Annotated in this window: 17 protein-coding genes; 4 read left to right on the forward strand and 13 right to left on the reverse strand. The window is 66.4% G+C overall.

Annotated elements, in window-relative coordinates; genetic code table 11:
* Positions 1–512: 512 nt before the first annotated feature.
* Complete coding sequence (locus ACNA0R_RS23360; protein ID WP_415828462.1) at positions 513–1,112, forward strand: ABC transporter ATP-binding protein; 600 nt, start codon at positions 513–515, stop codon at positions 1,110–1,112.
* Positions 1,109–1,906, forward strand: coding sequence for an ABC transporter permease (locus ACNA0R_RS23365; protein ID WP_415828463.1), 798 nt, complete (start codon positions 1,109–1,111; stop codon positions 1,904–1,906). Before ACNA0R_RS23360 ends, ACNA0R_RS23365 begins: the two co-directional genes overlap by 4 nt.
* Before the next feature lie 21 nt (positions 1,907–1,927).
* Here ACNA0R_RS23365 and ACNA0R_RS23370 read toward each other — a convergent pair whose 3' ends face one another.
* Together ACNA0R_RS23370 and ACNA0R_RS23375 are read right to left on the reverse strand one after the other, a co-directional pair.
* Entirely contained in the window at positions 1,928–3,427 is a 1,500-nt protein-coding gene (locus tag ACNA0R_RS23370) for a catalase (protein ID WP_415828464.1), read from the reverse strand.
* A 122-nt stretch (positions 3,428–3,549) separates the two neighbouring features.
* The gene (locus ACNA0R_RS23375; protein ID WP_415828465.1) at positions 3,550–4,440 is read right to left on the reverse strand and encodes an SDR family oxidoreductase; all 891 of its coding nucleotides are present in this window, start codon (positions 4,438–4,440) and stop codon (positions 3,550–3,552) included.
* Between the two features lie 108 nt (positions 4,441–4,548).
* On the opposite strand from ACNA0R_RS23375, the gene ACNA0R_RS23380 reads away from it, so the two are divergent.
* Positions 4,549–5,523 carry a helix-turn-helix transcriptional regulator gene (locus ACNA0R_RS23380; RefSeq protein WP_415828466.1) on the forward strand — a complete coding sequence of 325 codons (975 nt, stop codon included), beginning with the start codon at positions 4,549–4,551 and terminating at the stop codon, positions 5,521–5,523.
* On the opposite strand, the gene ACNA0R_RS23385 is transcribed toward ACNA0R_RS23380, so the two are convergent.
* The 4 genes from ACNA0R_RS23385 to ACNA0R_RS23400 form a co-directional block, all read right to left on the reverse strand.
* Entirely contained in the window at positions 5,453–6,328 is an 876-nt protein-coding gene (locus tag ACNA0R_RS23385) for a formate/nitrite transporter family protein (RefSeq protein WP_415828467.1), read from the reverse strand. The two genes, ACNA0R_RS23380 and ACNA0R_RS23385, sit on opposite strands and share 71 nt — an antisense overlap.
* Before the next feature lie 27 nt (positions 6,329–6,355).
* Positions 6,356–7,294: an SDR family oxidoreductase gene (locus tag ACNA0R_RS23390; RefSeq protein WP_415828468.1), complete on the reverse strand. Its 939-nt coding sequence runs from the start codon at positions 7,292–7,294 to the stop codon at positions 6,356–6,358.
* A 72-nt stretch (positions 7,295–7,366) separates the two neighbouring features.
* A complete protein-coding gene (locus ACNA0R_RS23395) occupies positions 7,367–7,828 on the reverse strand; it encodes a low affinity iron permease family protein (protein ID WP_415828469.1) in 462 nt (153 codons plus the stop codon).
* Between the two features lie 207 nt (positions 7,829–8,035).
* A complete protein-coding gene (locus ACNA0R_RS23400; RefSeq protein WP_415828470.1) occupies positions 8,036–8,920 on the reverse strand; it encodes a manganese catalase family protein in 885 nt (294 codons plus the stop codon).
* A gap of 212 nt (positions 8,921–9,132) precedes the next feature.
* Between ACNA0R_RS23400 and ACNA0R_RS23405 the strand changes: the two genes are divergently transcribed.
* The gene (locus tag ACNA0R_RS23405) at positions 9,133–9,624 is read left to right on the forward strand and encodes a YciE/YciF ferroxidase family protein (protein WP_415828471.1); all 492 of its coding nucleotides are present in this window, start codon (positions 9,133–9,135) and stop codon (positions 9,622–9,624) included.
* A gap of 164 nt (positions 9,625–9,788) precedes the next feature.
* Here ACNA0R_RS23405 and ACNA0R_RS23410 read toward each other — a convergent pair whose 3' ends face one another.
* From ACNA0R_RS23410 to ACNA0R_RS23440, 7 genes are all read right to left on the reverse strand, one after another.
* Complete coding sequence (locus ACNA0R_RS23410) at positions 9,789–10,430, reverse strand: DUF1109 domain-containing protein (RefSeq protein WP_415828472.1); 642 nt, start codon at positions 10,428–10,430, stop codon at positions 9,789–9,791.
* On the reverse strand, positions 10,427–10,987 hold the full coding sequence (locus ACNA0R_RS23415; protein WP_415828473.1) for a sigma-70 family RNA polymerase sigma factor: 561 nt from the start codon (positions 10,985–10,987) through the stop codon (positions 10,427–10,429). The genes ACNA0R_RS23410 and ACNA0R_RS23415 overlap by 4 nt, the downstream gene beginning before the upstream one ends.
* Before the next feature lie 102 nt (positions 10,988–11,089).
* Positions 11,090–11,731, reverse strand: coding sequence for a DUF1109 domain-containing protein (locus ACNA0R_RS23420; protein WP_415828474.1), 642 nt, complete (start codon positions 11,729–11,731; stop codon positions 11,090–11,092).
* 13 nt (positions 11,732–11,744) lie between these two features.
* Positions 11,745–12,272 carry a DoxX family protein gene (locus ACNA0R_RS23425; protein ID WP_415828475.1) on the reverse strand — a complete coding sequence of 176 codons (528 nt, stop codon included), beginning with the start codon at positions 12,270–12,272 and terminating at the stop codon, positions 11,745–11,747.
* 4 nt (positions 12,273–12,276) lie between these two features.
* The gene (locus ACNA0R_RS23430) at positions 12,277–13,029 is read right to left on the reverse strand and encodes an HvfC/BufC family peptide modification chaperone (protein ID WP_415828476.1); all 753 of its coding nucleotides are present in this window, start codon (positions 13,027–13,029) and stop codon (positions 12,277–12,279) included.
* Positions 13,019–13,945, reverse strand: a complete 927-nt coding sequence (bufB, locus tag ACNA0R_RS23435) for an MNIO family bufferin maturase (protein ID WP_415828477.1) — start codon at positions 13,943–13,945, stop codon at positions 13,019–13,021. The genes ACNA0R_RS23430 and bufB overlap by 11 nt, the downstream gene beginning before the upstream one ends.
* Positions 13,946–13,968: 23 nt before the next feature.
* Entirely contained in the window at positions 13,969–14,280 is a 312-nt protein-coding gene (locus ACNA0R_RS23440; protein ID WP_415828478.1) for a BufA1 family periplasmic bufferin-type metallophore, read from the reverse strand.
* Between the last annotated feature and the right edge of the window lie 15 nt (positions 14,281–14,295).

The raw sequence follows: 14,295 nt of genomic DNA on the forward strand, positions 1-14,295 counted from the left end.
GGGTGGCGGGGCCGGCGTTCCCGGGGGAGNCGAGCCGGGGGGGAAGCGGGTGGGGAAAGCCACGGCGAGTACCTTTGCGGTGATTGCGGCGGATGCCACTCAACCACGGTACACCTCGCCGTCATCGATCCCTAGGCGTAATGTGAAACAAACACTTTTATCCGGCAGTAATGGGAGAAAACCCGCTGGCGGATCAACCCCATCAAGCGGCTGAACAGGATGCCGGCCGCTACCAGCATGGCGTGCCGCCCGCTATTGTCCTTTGCCATGAATGCGCCCGGGAAAGGCGCTGATTCTAGCAAGGCGGGATAAGCGCCAGCCTTTCGTGCTGGGACCTCCACGAGCTGAAGCAGCTCGTCCAGGGACGCGGGCCGGGCCTGCCAAGGGCAGTGTGGCGCGTTACGAGACAGCCTGCATAATCTGGAGAAGACGTTCTTCTTCGGCGACAATGTCGCGCCCGACCAAGCTGGTGTCTTTGAAATCACCGCGCGTCGCCTGCATGTGGATAGCCCATGTCCCTGCTCACCTTGGATAGCCTTTCTTCCCCCCGGCTGGCGCCCGTCAGCCTCGAATGCCAACCGGGGGAATGCCATGCCATCCTGGGGCCTTCCGGCTCCGGAAAGTCCGTGCTGCTGCGCCTGATCGCCGATCTGGATCCGGGCGAGGGCAACGCCGCCCTGCGCGGCGCGCCGCGATCGCGCATGTCGGGCCCGCAGTGGCGGCGGCAGGTGGTCTACTGCCAGGCCGAGGCCGGCTGGTGGCATGAACGCGCCGGCGGGCATTTCGCGGATCGGGACGCCGCGCTGACGATCATGCGCCGGCTGGGGCTGGCGGCCGACAAGCTGGACGCCATGGTGCATGAGCTGTCCACCGGCGAGCGGCAGCGGTTGGGCTTGATACGGGCCTTGCTCCTGCGCCCCGCCGTCCTGCTGCTGGACGAACCTACCGCGGCGCTGGATGCGCAGTCGACGGCGCAGGTCGAGCAGGAAATGCGGCGTTGTATGCAGGAGGGCTCCGCCGTGCTGCTCGTGACGCATAGCGCCGAACAGGCGCGGCGGATGGCGACGCATTCCTGGCGCATGGACCATGGCCACCTGGAGCGCGCCGCGTGAACGTGATCTATCTGACGACCGCCGATCTGGCCCTGGCGGCCAGCCTGGTCGCGCTGGCCGCGGTAATTTCGCTGGGCTTGCGTCTGGCACTGCACCGCCAGGTGCTGTGGGCCGCGGCGCGTACCGTCGTGCAGCTCTTGCTGGTCGGCCATATCCTGCGGCTGGTTTTCACCCACGCGTCGGCGTGGATGACGATTCTGGTATTGCTCGTGATGATGGCGCTGGCCGCGCGCGAGGTCGCCGCTCGCCCGCGCGAGCGTATCGTGCGGCACGGCAATGGCGTGGTGGCGGTGGTGACGGTGATCACGACGACCCTGGTGACCGCCATGTTCATCCTGCATACGGCGCTGCGTCCGGACCCTTGGTACGACCCGCGCTATTCGATCGCCCTGGTCGGTATCGTGCTGGGGAGCGTGCTGAACGCCGCCAGTCTGAGCCTGGATACCGTGCTGTCCGGCGTGCGGCGCGAGCGTGCCGGTATCGAGGCGCGCCTGGCGCTGGGCGCGACGGCGCGGCAGGCCTTTGCCGGCCTGTTGCGGGAATCCGTGCGCCGCGGGATCGTGCCGACGATCAACCAGATGTCGGCGGCGGGAATCATCACCTTGCCCGGCATCATGACCGGGCAGATCCTGGCCGGCATGGACCCGGTGGAAGCCGCCAAGTACCAGATCCTGCTGATGTTCCTGCTGTGCGGCGCCAGCGCGCTGGCGGCGATGGGCGCCGGGTATCTGGCGATGAAGCGCCTGACGGATGGACGCGACAGGCTGCGGCTGGACCGGCTGCGGGACAGGTAAGCCCGCAGCCGTATCACGCTTTCAAGCCTGGCCCTGGCCTTCGGCCGGCTTGGGCGCCTGGCCCTTGCGCACCTTGTCTTCGATGCGCGCGCCGACGTCCGCATCGATCTTGCGCCAGTACTCGAACGCGCGGCTCAGGACGGGTTCGCGGACGCCGCCCAGCAGGCTGCCGGCGACGGTATCGACCAGCGCGGCGCGGTCGGCGTCGCTGAATACGTCGCGCACCAGCGCGCCCGGCTGGCTGAAGTCGTCGTCCTCGGCATGCAGCGTATACGCGCTGCGGACCATCTCGCCGTCCGACTCCCAGCCGTTGTCCACTTTGCCGGTTTCATCCGACCACGGGCGATCGCCGCTGTTCGGCGCATACACCGGCGCCGCGCCCGTATGGTGGTACGCCATTGGGCCGTCGATCATATAGGTGTTGACCGGCACCTTGGGCTGGTTCACCGGCAACTGGTGGAAGTTGGCGCCGATGCGGTTGCGCTGCGCGTCGTTGTAGGCGAAGGCGCGGCCCAGCAGCATCTTGTCCGGCGACAGCCCGATGCCGGGCACGGTGTTGCCCGGGGAGAATGCCGCCTGTTCGATTTCGGCGAAGAAGTTCACCGGGTTGCGGTTCAAGGTCATCTTGCCGACCTTGATCAGCGGATAGTCCTTGTGCGGCCAGACTTTGGTCAGGTCAAAAGGGTTGATGCGGTAGTTCCTGGCGTCGGCATAGGGCATAACCTGCACCGACAGTTCCCAGCTTGGACAGTCGCCGCGTTCGATGGCTTCGAACAGGTCGCGGCGGTGGTAGTCCGCGTCGGAGCCGGCCATGGCGGCGGCTTCGGCGTTGCTGAAGAAGGCCATGCCTTGCTGGCTGTGGAAGTGGTACTTCACCCAGAAGCGTTCGCCCTTTGCGTTGACCCACATGTAGGTATGCGAGCCATAGCCGTTCATCTGGCGCCAGGTGCGCGGCAGGCCGCGCGGGCCCATCAGGTAGGTGACCTGGTGGGCGCTTTCCGGGTTGTTCGTCCAGAAGTCCCACTGCATGTTGTTGTCACGCAGCCCGCGATCCGGCAGGCGTTTCTGGCTGCGGATGAAGTGCGGGAATTTCATCGGATCGCGCACGAAGAAAATCGGCGTGTTGTTGCCGACCAGGTCGTAGTTGCCTTCGCTGGTGTAGAACTTCAACGAGAACCCGCGCACGTCGCGCCAGGTATCCGGACTGCCTTGTTCGCCGGCCACGGTCGAAAAGCGCGCCAGCATCTCGGTCTTGGCGCCGCGCTGGAAGAGGGCGGCCTTGGTGTACTGCGACACGTCTGCCGTGGTCTCGAAAACGCCGAAAGCCCCGGAACCCTTCGCGTGGGGCTGGCGCTCGATGACCTTCTCGCGGTTGAAGTGCGCCATCTGTTCAAGGAAGTGCACGTCATGCAGAACGATGGGCCCGTTCGGGCCCACGGTGAGCGAATTGCGGTCGCTCACCGCGGGCGCGCCCGCGGTGGTGGTCGACGGCGCCGAGGCGTCGAATAGCTTGTCGGTCATGGTGATCTTCTCTCCCTGTGGAGTTGACGGCATGTGACGCGGGCAGCTGCGTACACGCGGAAGCGGATGAGCACAGGGGTAGAGTGCCACAGGGCCCGGGCGCCATGCAACGGCGGCGAAGCTTACATTTCGGCCAGGCGCTCGAGATCCTCCAGCAAGCCTGGGCCGGTGGGTTGCCATCCCAGTTTGCGTCGCGTCCGTTCGCTGGATGCCGGCATGTCGCGCGTGACGAAATGGGCCAGCCAGCCGAAGCAGGCTTCGGCTTCGGAGGCGGCGATCGATTGGACCGGCAGCGCCAGGCGGCGTCCGAGCGTTTCGACGATGTCGCGCATCGCTACGCCTTCTTCGGCGACGGCGTGGTATTTCGCATTGGGCTCGGCTTTTTCGATTGCCAGACGGTACAGGCGGGCGACGTCGCTGACGTGCGCGGCGGGCCAGCGCATATCGCCCGCGCCGATGCAGGCGAGCCTGCCTTGTTCGCGTGCCATGGCGATCAGGTAGGTGATCAGGCCTTGCCTGGCGGTGTCGTGGACTTGCGGCAGTCGCATGACTGACACGTTGACGCCGTCCGCGGCCACGGTCGCGGCGGCTTCTTCGGATGCGGCGCGGGGGATGACGGAGGAACTGATGACCGGGTCGGTTTCCCTGGCGGGCTCGCCTGGCTGGGGGCGGGTCAGGGCGGCGCCGGAAGTGACGATCAGCGGTTTCGCCGTGCCGGCCAGCGCGGCGCCCAATGCCTCGATGACGCGGCGGTCGTCTTCGCAATTGGCCTTGAACCGGGAAAAGTCGTGGTTGAAAGCCAGGTGGATAACGCCGTCCGCCCGCGCCGCGCCGGCTTGCAGGCTCGCCGTGTCTTCCAGGGCGCCGCGGTGGACGGTGGCGCCCGCGCCGGAAAGCGCCGCGGCCTTGTCGTCGGAGCGGCACAGGCCGATGACCTCATGGCCCGCCGAGATCAGTTCCTTGACGACGGCCGAGCCGATGAAGCCAGTGGCGCCGGTGATGAAAATACGCATGGTGATGCATCTCCAGGGAATGGATGAAGGTGGTCCGAAGGAGATAATCTGGGCGTTTTGGCTATCCTGGTAAAGTAGTGGCGTTATCAGGGTATAAGGGTTAACGGGATGGGCACCAACAGCGCCGCCGCCGGCAGGCTTGCCCGCCTGGACACCGCGAGCGCGCCTGCGCGGGCCTCCGCCTCCAATCCGCTGGGCGCCTACCTGAAGGACCGGCGCGCCAGGCTGGATCCGGCGGCCTTCGGGTTTCCCGCCGGCCGGCGTCGCACGCCGGGCTTGCGGCGGGAAGAGGTCGCGCAGCGCGCGAACATCAGCCCGACCTGGTACACGTGGCTGGAACAGGGCAGGGGCGGCGCGCCGTCCGCCGACGTGCTCGACCGTATCGCCAGCGCGCTGATGCTGACGGAGCTCGAGCGGGAGCATCTGTTCCTGCTGGGGCTGGGCCGGCCGCCGGAGGTCCGCTACCGCAAGGACGAAGGCGTGACGCCGCGCCTGCAGCGGGTGCTGGACGCGCTCGATCCCACCCCGGCCTTGATCCGGACGGCGACGTGGGATGTGGTGGCCTGGAACCGCGGCGCCACGGTAATGCTGACGGATTACGGCGCGCTGCCGCCGGAACAGCGCAATATCCTGCGCATCGTGTTCCTGGATCCGCGCGCTCGCGCGCTGCAGTACGACTGGGAGAGCGTTGCGCGTTTCGTGGTGGCGGCGTTCAGGGTGGACGCGGCGCGGGCGGGCGCGGCCGAAGTGGTGGCGCCGCTGGTGGAAGATCTCTGCCGCCTGAGTCCGGAGTTCAAGGCCATGTGGCGCGACAACGATGTGCAGGGACCGCATGGCGACGGCGTTAAGCACATAAAGCATCCGGTGCTGGGACCGCTGTCCTTCGAGTACTCCATGTTCGCGGTCGACGGCCGGCCGGATCTCGGCATGGTGGTCTACAACCCGGCGAAGGCGGCGGATGCCGAGCGGATCCGGTCGCTGATCAAGCCTGGGGCGGCGTCCGAGGCGCGGGCTAGCCGGAGCGCCCGGCCGGCCCCGATTCCTTGCGGTCCCGCAGTTCGGACGCCACCGCGGCGTGATTGATCATCGCAACCAGCGACACGCCGCCGATCACGTTGCCCAGCAGCGTGGGGGCGAAGAAGCGCAGCAGGAAATCTCCCACCGACGCATGGCCCGTCATCACCGCATACGCCGCCTCGACCGAGCCCGCGATGATGTGCGATAGGTGGCTGATGCCGACGATGTAGCTGATGAACAGGATGGTCATCAGCCTTGCCGCCCGGGCGCTGGGCAACAGCCAGACCATCAGCGCGATGAGCCAGCCCGCGAACACCGCGCGCAGCACGGTGGGCCAGAAGCTATCCGGCATGGCTTCGATGGCCAGTGTCCGCAGGTTCCCGACGACCTCTGGCTCGAAAACACCCGGGACCAGCAGCAGGGCTGCGAAGACGATGGTGCCGGCCAGGTTTGCCGCCAGCACCACCAGCCATAGCCGTAACGCGAGCAACACGGTGCGGACGTCGCGGTGGACCAGCACCGGCAGCACGACAGTCAGGGTACTTTCGGTGAATAGCTGCTGGCGCCCGAGGATGACGATGACGAAGCCGGTGCAATAGCCCAGGCCGGCCACCAGATGGCGCCAGGGCGCGTCCGGCATGCCCGCGGCCAGCACTGCCTGCACCAGGAAGGAAAACCCCATCGAAAGTCCCGCCGCGAGCGCGGACCATGCCAGCGCCCGCACCGGACGCTTCAGGGCGTTCTCGCCATCTTCCCGGACGACCTCATGGATGACGGGGGCCTGTGGTGTCGTGTGCTGGGACGCCTGCCCTTGCTCGTCGCTGGAAAGATGCGGAGAGTGGCCGCCGGCCTCGTGCTGCTGCTTAGCCATGTGTGATCGGGCGCCGCCGGTATGGCTTCAATGCACGGGCCGGGTGTTGCGCTGCATGGCGTCGTCCGGATCGGCGGGGTTGCTGTTGCCGAAGCCAGTCGTTTCGCCACTTTCACCCGGGACGTACAGCGTGCCTTGATGCGGTTCGGACGGCGCATTGCGCTGCTGCCGTCCCATCTGCTTGCGGGCCATGCGGTCGGCCAGACCGGGCATCAGCTTGAACATGGTGGTGTTGATCACCGACATGCTGCCAACCTTGACTTCGCGATCCGGGCTGGTGGCGGCATTGAGGATGGCGCTGGCGACCTTGTCCACCGATATCATCGGCGAGGGCAGCTTGGCGACCTGGTCCATGTAGTTGGCCGCATGCTCCGGAAACGGCGTGTCCACGGCCGTGGGCTGGATCAGCGTGACGGAAACCGGCGCCTTGTCGGCCTCCAGCTCCATGCGCAATGCATCAGTAAAACCTTTCACGGCGTGCTTGCTGGCGGAGTACATGCCCTGCAGCGGGACCGAGGCGTCGGACACCTCGCTGCCCACATTGATCAGCGCGCCGCCGTGCGCCTTCAGCAGCGGCAATGCCGCCAGCGATCCGTGCACCACGCCCCAGAAGTTGACCTGGAAGAGCCGCTGCGCGTCTTCTTCCGGCGTTTCGTCGAGGCGTCCGAAGATGGACAGGCCGGCGTTGTTGATCCAGGTATCGACACGGCCGAATTCGGCCATGGCGATGCGCGCGACGCGGTCCATGTCCTCGCGTACGGACACGTCGGCTTCCACCGCGATGGCGTCGAAGCCATCTTTCTTGAGTTCCGCCGCCACGTGTTCCAGGGTGCTGCGGCTGCGTGCCGCCATGATCACCCGTGCGCCTTGATGCGCGGCCATCATCGCGGTGGCCAGCCCGATGCCGCTAGAGGCGCCCGTGATCACGATGACTTGTTCCGCGATCGGCTTGAGTTCGAGTGCCATGGCGTTCTCCCGTGTGAATGTCCGCGGGGCGAACGCAATCGGCATGCCGCCGCATCCCTTGCCGGACGCGGGTCAGGGGTGGCGGTTGCCCGGGGCCGGGTCGGTGTCGCGCGGCGGGTGTGGATGCGCGTTCCTGCGCGAACGCTTTTCGCGTTCGCCGCGTGTCTTGTCCAACCCGACCTGGAATGCCTTGGCCGCCGCTTCGCAACGCGCATGCAGCACGTCCAGTTCCTTGTCGGAGAGCTTTTCTATGCCCATGAACTCGTCTTCCGCGTTCGATGAGCGGATGAGCTCATCGAGCTTGGTCTGCAACGCGTGGCCGTCGCGGTTCTGGGTGTTCTGGATCAGGAAGACCATCAGGAAGGTGATGATGGTTGTACTGGTGTTGATGATGAGCTGCCAGGTCTCGGAGTAGTGGAACATGGGGCCCAAGGCCGCCCAGACCAGCACCAGCAGGACACAGAGTATGAAGGCGTAAGGGCTGCCCGCGGCGCGGGCCGTGGCGTTGGCGAATTTGGCGAACAGTCGATCCATGGTCATCTCCCTGCGGCTGGGCAGCCATGGTAGGGCAAATCACGTGCCTTATGCTGAGCAGAAGCTGTAAAGGGGCGTCCGTTTTTCCGCCGCCTTCGCCCGCGCGGCGACGTTCATGAGTGGCGGCACGCCAAAGGCGGCCATCACAGCGAGAACGCGGCCGGGCATGACGCCGCGGCCGCGTTCCTGTCCGGCATGGGACTGCCTTTATACCGAACGCGTGGCGTTGCCCGCGCCCAGCTCCGCGCCCGTTTCGGGGTTGGAATCCGGATCGGAGGCCGTGCGTGCCACCAGTCCTTGCAGGGCGGTGACTTCGTCCGCGGCCAGTTGTACCGTCGCCATGCCGTCGCCATCCTGCGGCCCGGCTTCGGCGGCGGTCGCGACGAATTCGAAATTCTCGTCGCTGTTCCAGGGACCGCGCGTATCGCCTTCGCCTTCCGACATATTGAAGTAGGTGTTGGCGAAGCGCGGGTCGGGGGGAAGTTTCCCCGGCGGGAAATTGGGCTGCATGGAATACAGCGCCTTTTCGAAGGACTTCTGGTGCGAGACTTCGCGCGTCATCAGGAAGGTGAGCGCGTCCTTCACGCCAGGATCGTCGGTGACGTTGATCAGGCGTTCGTAGATGATCTTGGCGCGCGCTTCCGCCGCGATGTTCGAACGCAGATCACACGACGGGTCGCCGATGGAGTCGATATAGCCGGCATTCCACAGTTGCCCGCCGGAGTTGGTCAGCGCGGGGCCGCCGCCGTACAGAACCTGCGTGACGTGGGAGTCGTTGCCGGCGCCATTGAGGGCGCGATACAGCTCCGCTTCTTCCTCGACCGCTTCGGCGAGCTTGCCCTTGGCGCCCTTGTTCAGCATCGCCACCAGCGTGCCGATGACTTCGAGGTGGCTCAATTCCTCGGTCGCGATGTCGATGAGCATGTCCTTGCGGCCGGGATCTTCTTCGGCGACGTATTGTGTGAAGTAGCGCATCGCGGCGGCCAACTCGCCTTGGGGGCCGCCGAACTGCTCCAGAAGCAGGTTCGCCAAGCCCGGATTGCCGCCGGACACGCGCACCGTGTATTGCAGTCGCTTGTTGTGAGCAAACATAAAACCTCCGTTGGGATCCACGCCGCGAGCCCGCTGCCCGCGATCGGTGCTGCAAAGAGCAACCGCTATTCCCAACAGTGCTTGCTCTGCGTTATCCCGGGCATAGCGTTTGCAGAACGGATCAGTGAACCCGGCATGACGCGCTGCGCCGACGAAGGCCGGTTCGATAAGCAAGTCATCCCGATATCCCCATCACGTACAGGAGCACATTCATGGCTGCGAAAACCGTTGAAGATCTCTTTCTGCACGAACTGTCCGACGTCTATAGCGCGGAGAAGCAACTGACGAAGGCGCTGCCTAAGCTGGCGCGCGCCGCGACCAATCCGGACCTGAAGGCCGCTTTCGAATCGCATTTGCAGGAAACCCAGGGCCAGATCGAGCGTATCGACCAGATCGTCGAATCGGCCGGACTGAAGCTCAAGCGCGTCAAGTGCATGGCCATGGAAGGCCTGGTCGAAGAAGGCAAGGAAATCATCGACGAAATCGAGAAGGGCCCGGTGCTGGACGCCGCCCTGATCGGCGCCGCGCAAAAGGTGGAGCACTACGAAATCGCCAGCTACGGCACGCTGGCCGCCTTCGCCAAGCAACTGGGCCAGCAGGACGCGCTGAAGCTGCTGCTGGAAACGCTGCAGGAAGAAAAGGCCACCGACGAGAAGCTGACGGCGCTGGCCGGCAAGGTCAACCCGGCCGCCAAGGGCCAATAAGCATGGCCGTCCGGCCCGGGCATGAACCGGGCCATCGACAGGTGTGGTCGCCCCGCGTCGCCGCAGGCGTCTCCCCGAACCGGGAGTGCCGCGCGACGCGGGGTCTTTTTTGTTTTGGGCCGCCCCAAGGGCAGGACGGCCGCCGCGGGGAGCGGCAAGCCGGTTTACCAGCGCAGCAATCTCGGGCCGAGCAGCGCGCCCAGTAGGGCCGGAATCGCCATGCCGGCGACGTACCACACTGCCCAGAAGGCAACGCCCATTTCGGGACAATGCAGGCAGTAGGCCACCGTGGCGACGGCGCTGGCCAGCAGGCCCGCGACGGCCCCGGCCTGCCGCAACCGTGTAGGCGCCAATCCCTTCATCGCCCAGAACACCGCGATGAAGGATGGCACCGATAACAGCGTGATATTGAAGGGGCAGGTGCGCCACGTGGCCCCGAGGACCATGGGCAGGCGTTCCGGCGCGGGCGCCAGGGCCAGCATCACCGCCGCGACGATCCAGACCAGGGCGATCGGCGCGGCCAGCAATCGCCACCCGCGGCCGACCGGCATGCCGGGGCGCGACAGGCGCGCGGCCGTCAGCAAGGCGGCCGCGGCGACGCTGACGGGTAAGGCGATCTTCGCCCAGAACAAAGGCGTCACCAGCATTTCGCGGATGTCGGGCCGGATGCCGAACTTCACCGACATCAGCAGCGTCGAGCCCAACCCACCCAGCAGCAACGCCCATCGGTAACGTCGCGCCAGCGCACCGCGATCCACGGGCGCCACGTTCGCCGCGAGCAGCGAGATCATGTCATCGGTTTTCATAGCGAGCCTCTTATTTTTGCGGCAAGCGCCTTCAGTCCACGGTGCACCCCCACTTTGACCGCGGATTCGGACAGGCCGGTCAGCTGCGCGGTCTCGGCGACCGACAGCCCCTGTAATTTGACATGCAGGATGGGCAGTCGATGCCGATCCGGCAATTGCGCCAGCAATTTGTCGACATCGCGGCGCGCCTGCGCCGCTTCTTCATCGGATTCCGCGAAGATATCCTGTTGATCGTCCAGCGGCTCGTTGCGCGCCTCGTGCCGCGATCGATGGCGCAGGTAATCGGCCACCTTGTAGCGCGCAATGGCGTGCGTCCAGGCGGTCAGCGGCTGTTCGGGCAGATAGGTGTGGCGGCCGTTATGCACGGCGATCAGGATTTCCTGGACGATGTCTTCGATGTCGTCCGGCAGCCGGTACAGCCGCTTGCGCAGAAACGCCCGCAGATGGGCGCCCAGCGCCTGCAGGAATGCGTGGTAGGCCTTGGCGTCGCCGTCCAGGCCGGCCAGCAGCAGGGCCCTGAGCCTGGCTTCGGCGGATTCCGGCGATCCATTCTGCATGGCTGGATTCATGGCTCTAGGGCTTGTGCCTGGGTAAGTGCCGTGATTCTACGCGGACGATCGAATGCGGCGTGTTGGCGGGTAGGGTTCATGGGCGGATGGCTACCAGCGCAGGTACTTCGGCGCCATGCCGGCGCCGATGCTTGCGGTCACGGCGATGGCCAGGACATGCCAGACGCTCCAGAACGGCACCGGCATTTCAGGGCAATAAAGCGAATAGACGAGCAGTCCTTGCGCGCCGGCCAGTACACCCGCGCCGGCGCCCGCGGCGATCAGGCGCGTGGGGGCCAGCGTCTTGAGCGCATGCATGGTGGCCGCCAGCGACGGCAGCGATAGCAGCACGACGCCCGCGGTCGTGCTGCGCCAGCCGTCGCCCACCACCAGCTGCAAGCGGTAATCGGATGGCGTGGCGGCCTGGAAGCCCGCGGCGACCAGCAGCATGGTGGCGATCGGCGCCATGGCCGTCAGCCAGGCCAGCGCGGAAGGCGCCCCCGGCCGTGCCAGCCGTTCCGTCAGCTTCAGCGCCGCCGCGATCATGGCCAGCGGAAACGCCAGGCGTATCCAGAACATGGCCGTCAGCAGTTGCTCCGGCATGTCGCTGCCGAATCCATACAGCGCGACGAGCAGCGCGGTGTTGCCGGCCAACCCGGTCATCAATGCCCGGTTCAGGGTTCGCGGTATGGCATTGCGCGGAACCGGCGCCAGGTTGCCGGCCAGGCGCGCGACCAGGTCCTGCGTTCTCATCGGCGCTTCCGTATCAGGTACGCGGCCGGCGGTCGCCGAGCACATGGTCCAGGGAGATGCGGCCGGGGCCCCAGGCGGCGATGGCCAGCGCCATGGCGGCCCAGGTCAGGTGCACCGGCCAGCCGTCGGGCACCGTCAACTCGATGATGCAGGTCATCAGCAGCAGGCCGACGGCCGCGAAACGGGTGCCCAGGCCCAGTACCAGGAACACAGGGAACATGACCTCCCCGCATCCGGATAAAAAGGCGAAAAGGGCCGGCGCCGGGAACGGATAAGGACCGCCCGGCAGGTGCAGCCGGAATTCATCGGTGAACAGCGTGATGGCCGTGTCGTTCAACTGCAGAAAGCCTTGCCATTTCAGAATGCCGGATTTCCAGAACGGCACGGCCAGGGCGATACGAAGCAGCAACTGCGCCAGCCAGGGCTGCGCCAGTCGTTCGACGCCGCGTCGGGCCGCGGCGATTGCCGCGGGCAGCGCGAAAGAACGGTCCTGGCGCGGGCTGCCCGGCGCTGTTTGTCGTGGGTCTTGCAGGGCTGACATGTCGTCAATCTCCGTATTGGATGGCGGCGAATACGCCCGCCGAAATCATCCCCGCCAGGTTGGCGGACAGGTCGAAGGCAGGCTCGGCCTGGAAAGCGGCCGTTGCCGCCAGGCCCAGCGGAATGCCGGCCAACAGGCCGTTCAGGAAGACTGCCCCGCCGGGCGGCAGGCGGGTAACGAGGACATCGTGAGCGGGCCGTGTGATCAGCGCGTCTTCGGCCTCGCCGGAACACAACGGCGTGACCGGGCCATCGCCCTTGTTCATGGTAAAGATGGAGACGGCCGGGTAAGGCGACCGCAGGACGCGCGCGGCGGGATGGGGCGTGAAGCGCAATTCCGGCAGCGATGCGGGATGGACGGCGGCGAGGCCGGCCGCGTTCAGCGGCATTGCGTCGGCGGCGTGGTAGGCGTCCAGCCAGGCGCGCTCGACGCGCGCGGTATCGGCCAGCCATGGCATATCACGCGCGTACTCGTAGGATGCGATGAACGCCGGAAAATCGCGGCCGTATTCGAACAGCAGCGGCGACGCGGGCGGCGTGGCGCGCACGTGGAAGCGCGCCATGGCGCGGAAGAACTCGACGCCGGTGATGCGCCGGACCGCGGGATAGATGGCGGCCAGCGCGTCGATCAGGCTGACCGTGACGTTGTTGCGGTAGACGTTGTAGCGCTTGGCCACGCCCTTGCCGGACCGCGCGATCACGTCCGTGGGCGCGGCGTAGCCGGGGTTGGTCAAGCCGGCCGCGAAATCAGCATGCATGGCTGGCCTCTCGCGCGTGGTTCGACGCATGCGCGTCCATGATGCCGCGCGCCGTTGCCGCCTGCGCTCGCAGGACGGGCCAGGCGGGCAGCTCGCTGTCCCACTCGATCAGCGTGGGCCGGGGACCGATGCGGGCCATGACCTGGCGGTACAGCGCCCACACGGCATCGGCGACGGGGCGGTCGTGGCTGTCTATCAGCAGGATCCCGTCTTCATCGTCGCGCTGTTCGTCATGGCCGGCCAGATGGATCTCGCCCACACTGTCCAACGGAAACGCGTCCAGATAGCCGATGGCCGAATAAGCGTGATTGGTCGCCGACACAAAGACATTATTCAGGTCCAGCAGCAGGCCGCACCCGGTGCGGCGGACCACCGCGCGTATGAAATCCGTTTCGCTCATCGTCGACGACGCGAAGGCCACGTAGGTCGCCGGATTCTCCAGCAGCAGCGGCCGGCGGATCGCGTCCTGTACCTGTTCGATGTGCGCGCAGACGTGTTCGAGCGTGGCCGCGTTGTAAGGCAGCGGCAGAAGATCATTGAAGAACGTGCCGCCATGCGACGACCACGCAAGGTGTTCCGACACCAGCAGCGGCTCGTAGCGCGTCACCAGGTCGCGGAAGCGCGCCAGATGCGCAAGGTCCAGCGGCGCCGGCCCGCCGATGGACATGCACACGCCATGCAGCGAAACCGGATAGCGTTCGCGTATGGCGGCCAGCATCCGATGCGGCGGGCCGCCGGCGCCCATGTAGTTCTCGGCGTGAACCTCGAAGAACGCCCGCGCGGGCCGGTCGTCCAGTATCGCGGCCAGGTGCCCGTGCTTGAAGCTGGTGCCGGCGAGTATGGACGCCGCGCGTATCTCGCCGCCCGGGGGACCGCCAGGTTCGCGTATCGTCGTTGATTCGATGAGGGCGCCCATGGCTGTCCCCGTTGCCGGCGCGGTCAGGACTTGATCGGGGTCAGCGAGCCGTGGCCGCCGCCGGGCACCTGGATGCTTGCGCAGGTGCCACCCTGCACGAACTTCCACGCATTGCCCTGGAAGTCCATGGTCGACGTGCCCTGGCAGGTGGTGCCGGGGCCGGCGGCGCAATCGTTCTGGCCTTTCAAGGCGACGCCGTAGCACTTTTCCTTGTGCGCGGCGATGGCCGCATTGGCTTCGGCCTGCGTCAGCGGCGCGGCATGGGCGATGGACGCGAAGATGCTGGCGACGGCGGTGGCCAGCATGGCGGACGTTACTGTGGTTTTTGCGGACATTCGAGCTCTCCAGTG

The organism is Bordetella sputigena (genome assembly GCF_965137885.1).
GTDB classification, from domain to species: Bacteria; Pseudomonadota; Gammaproteobacteria; order Burkholderiales; family Burkholderiaceae_B; genus Bordetella_C; species Bordetella_C sputigena.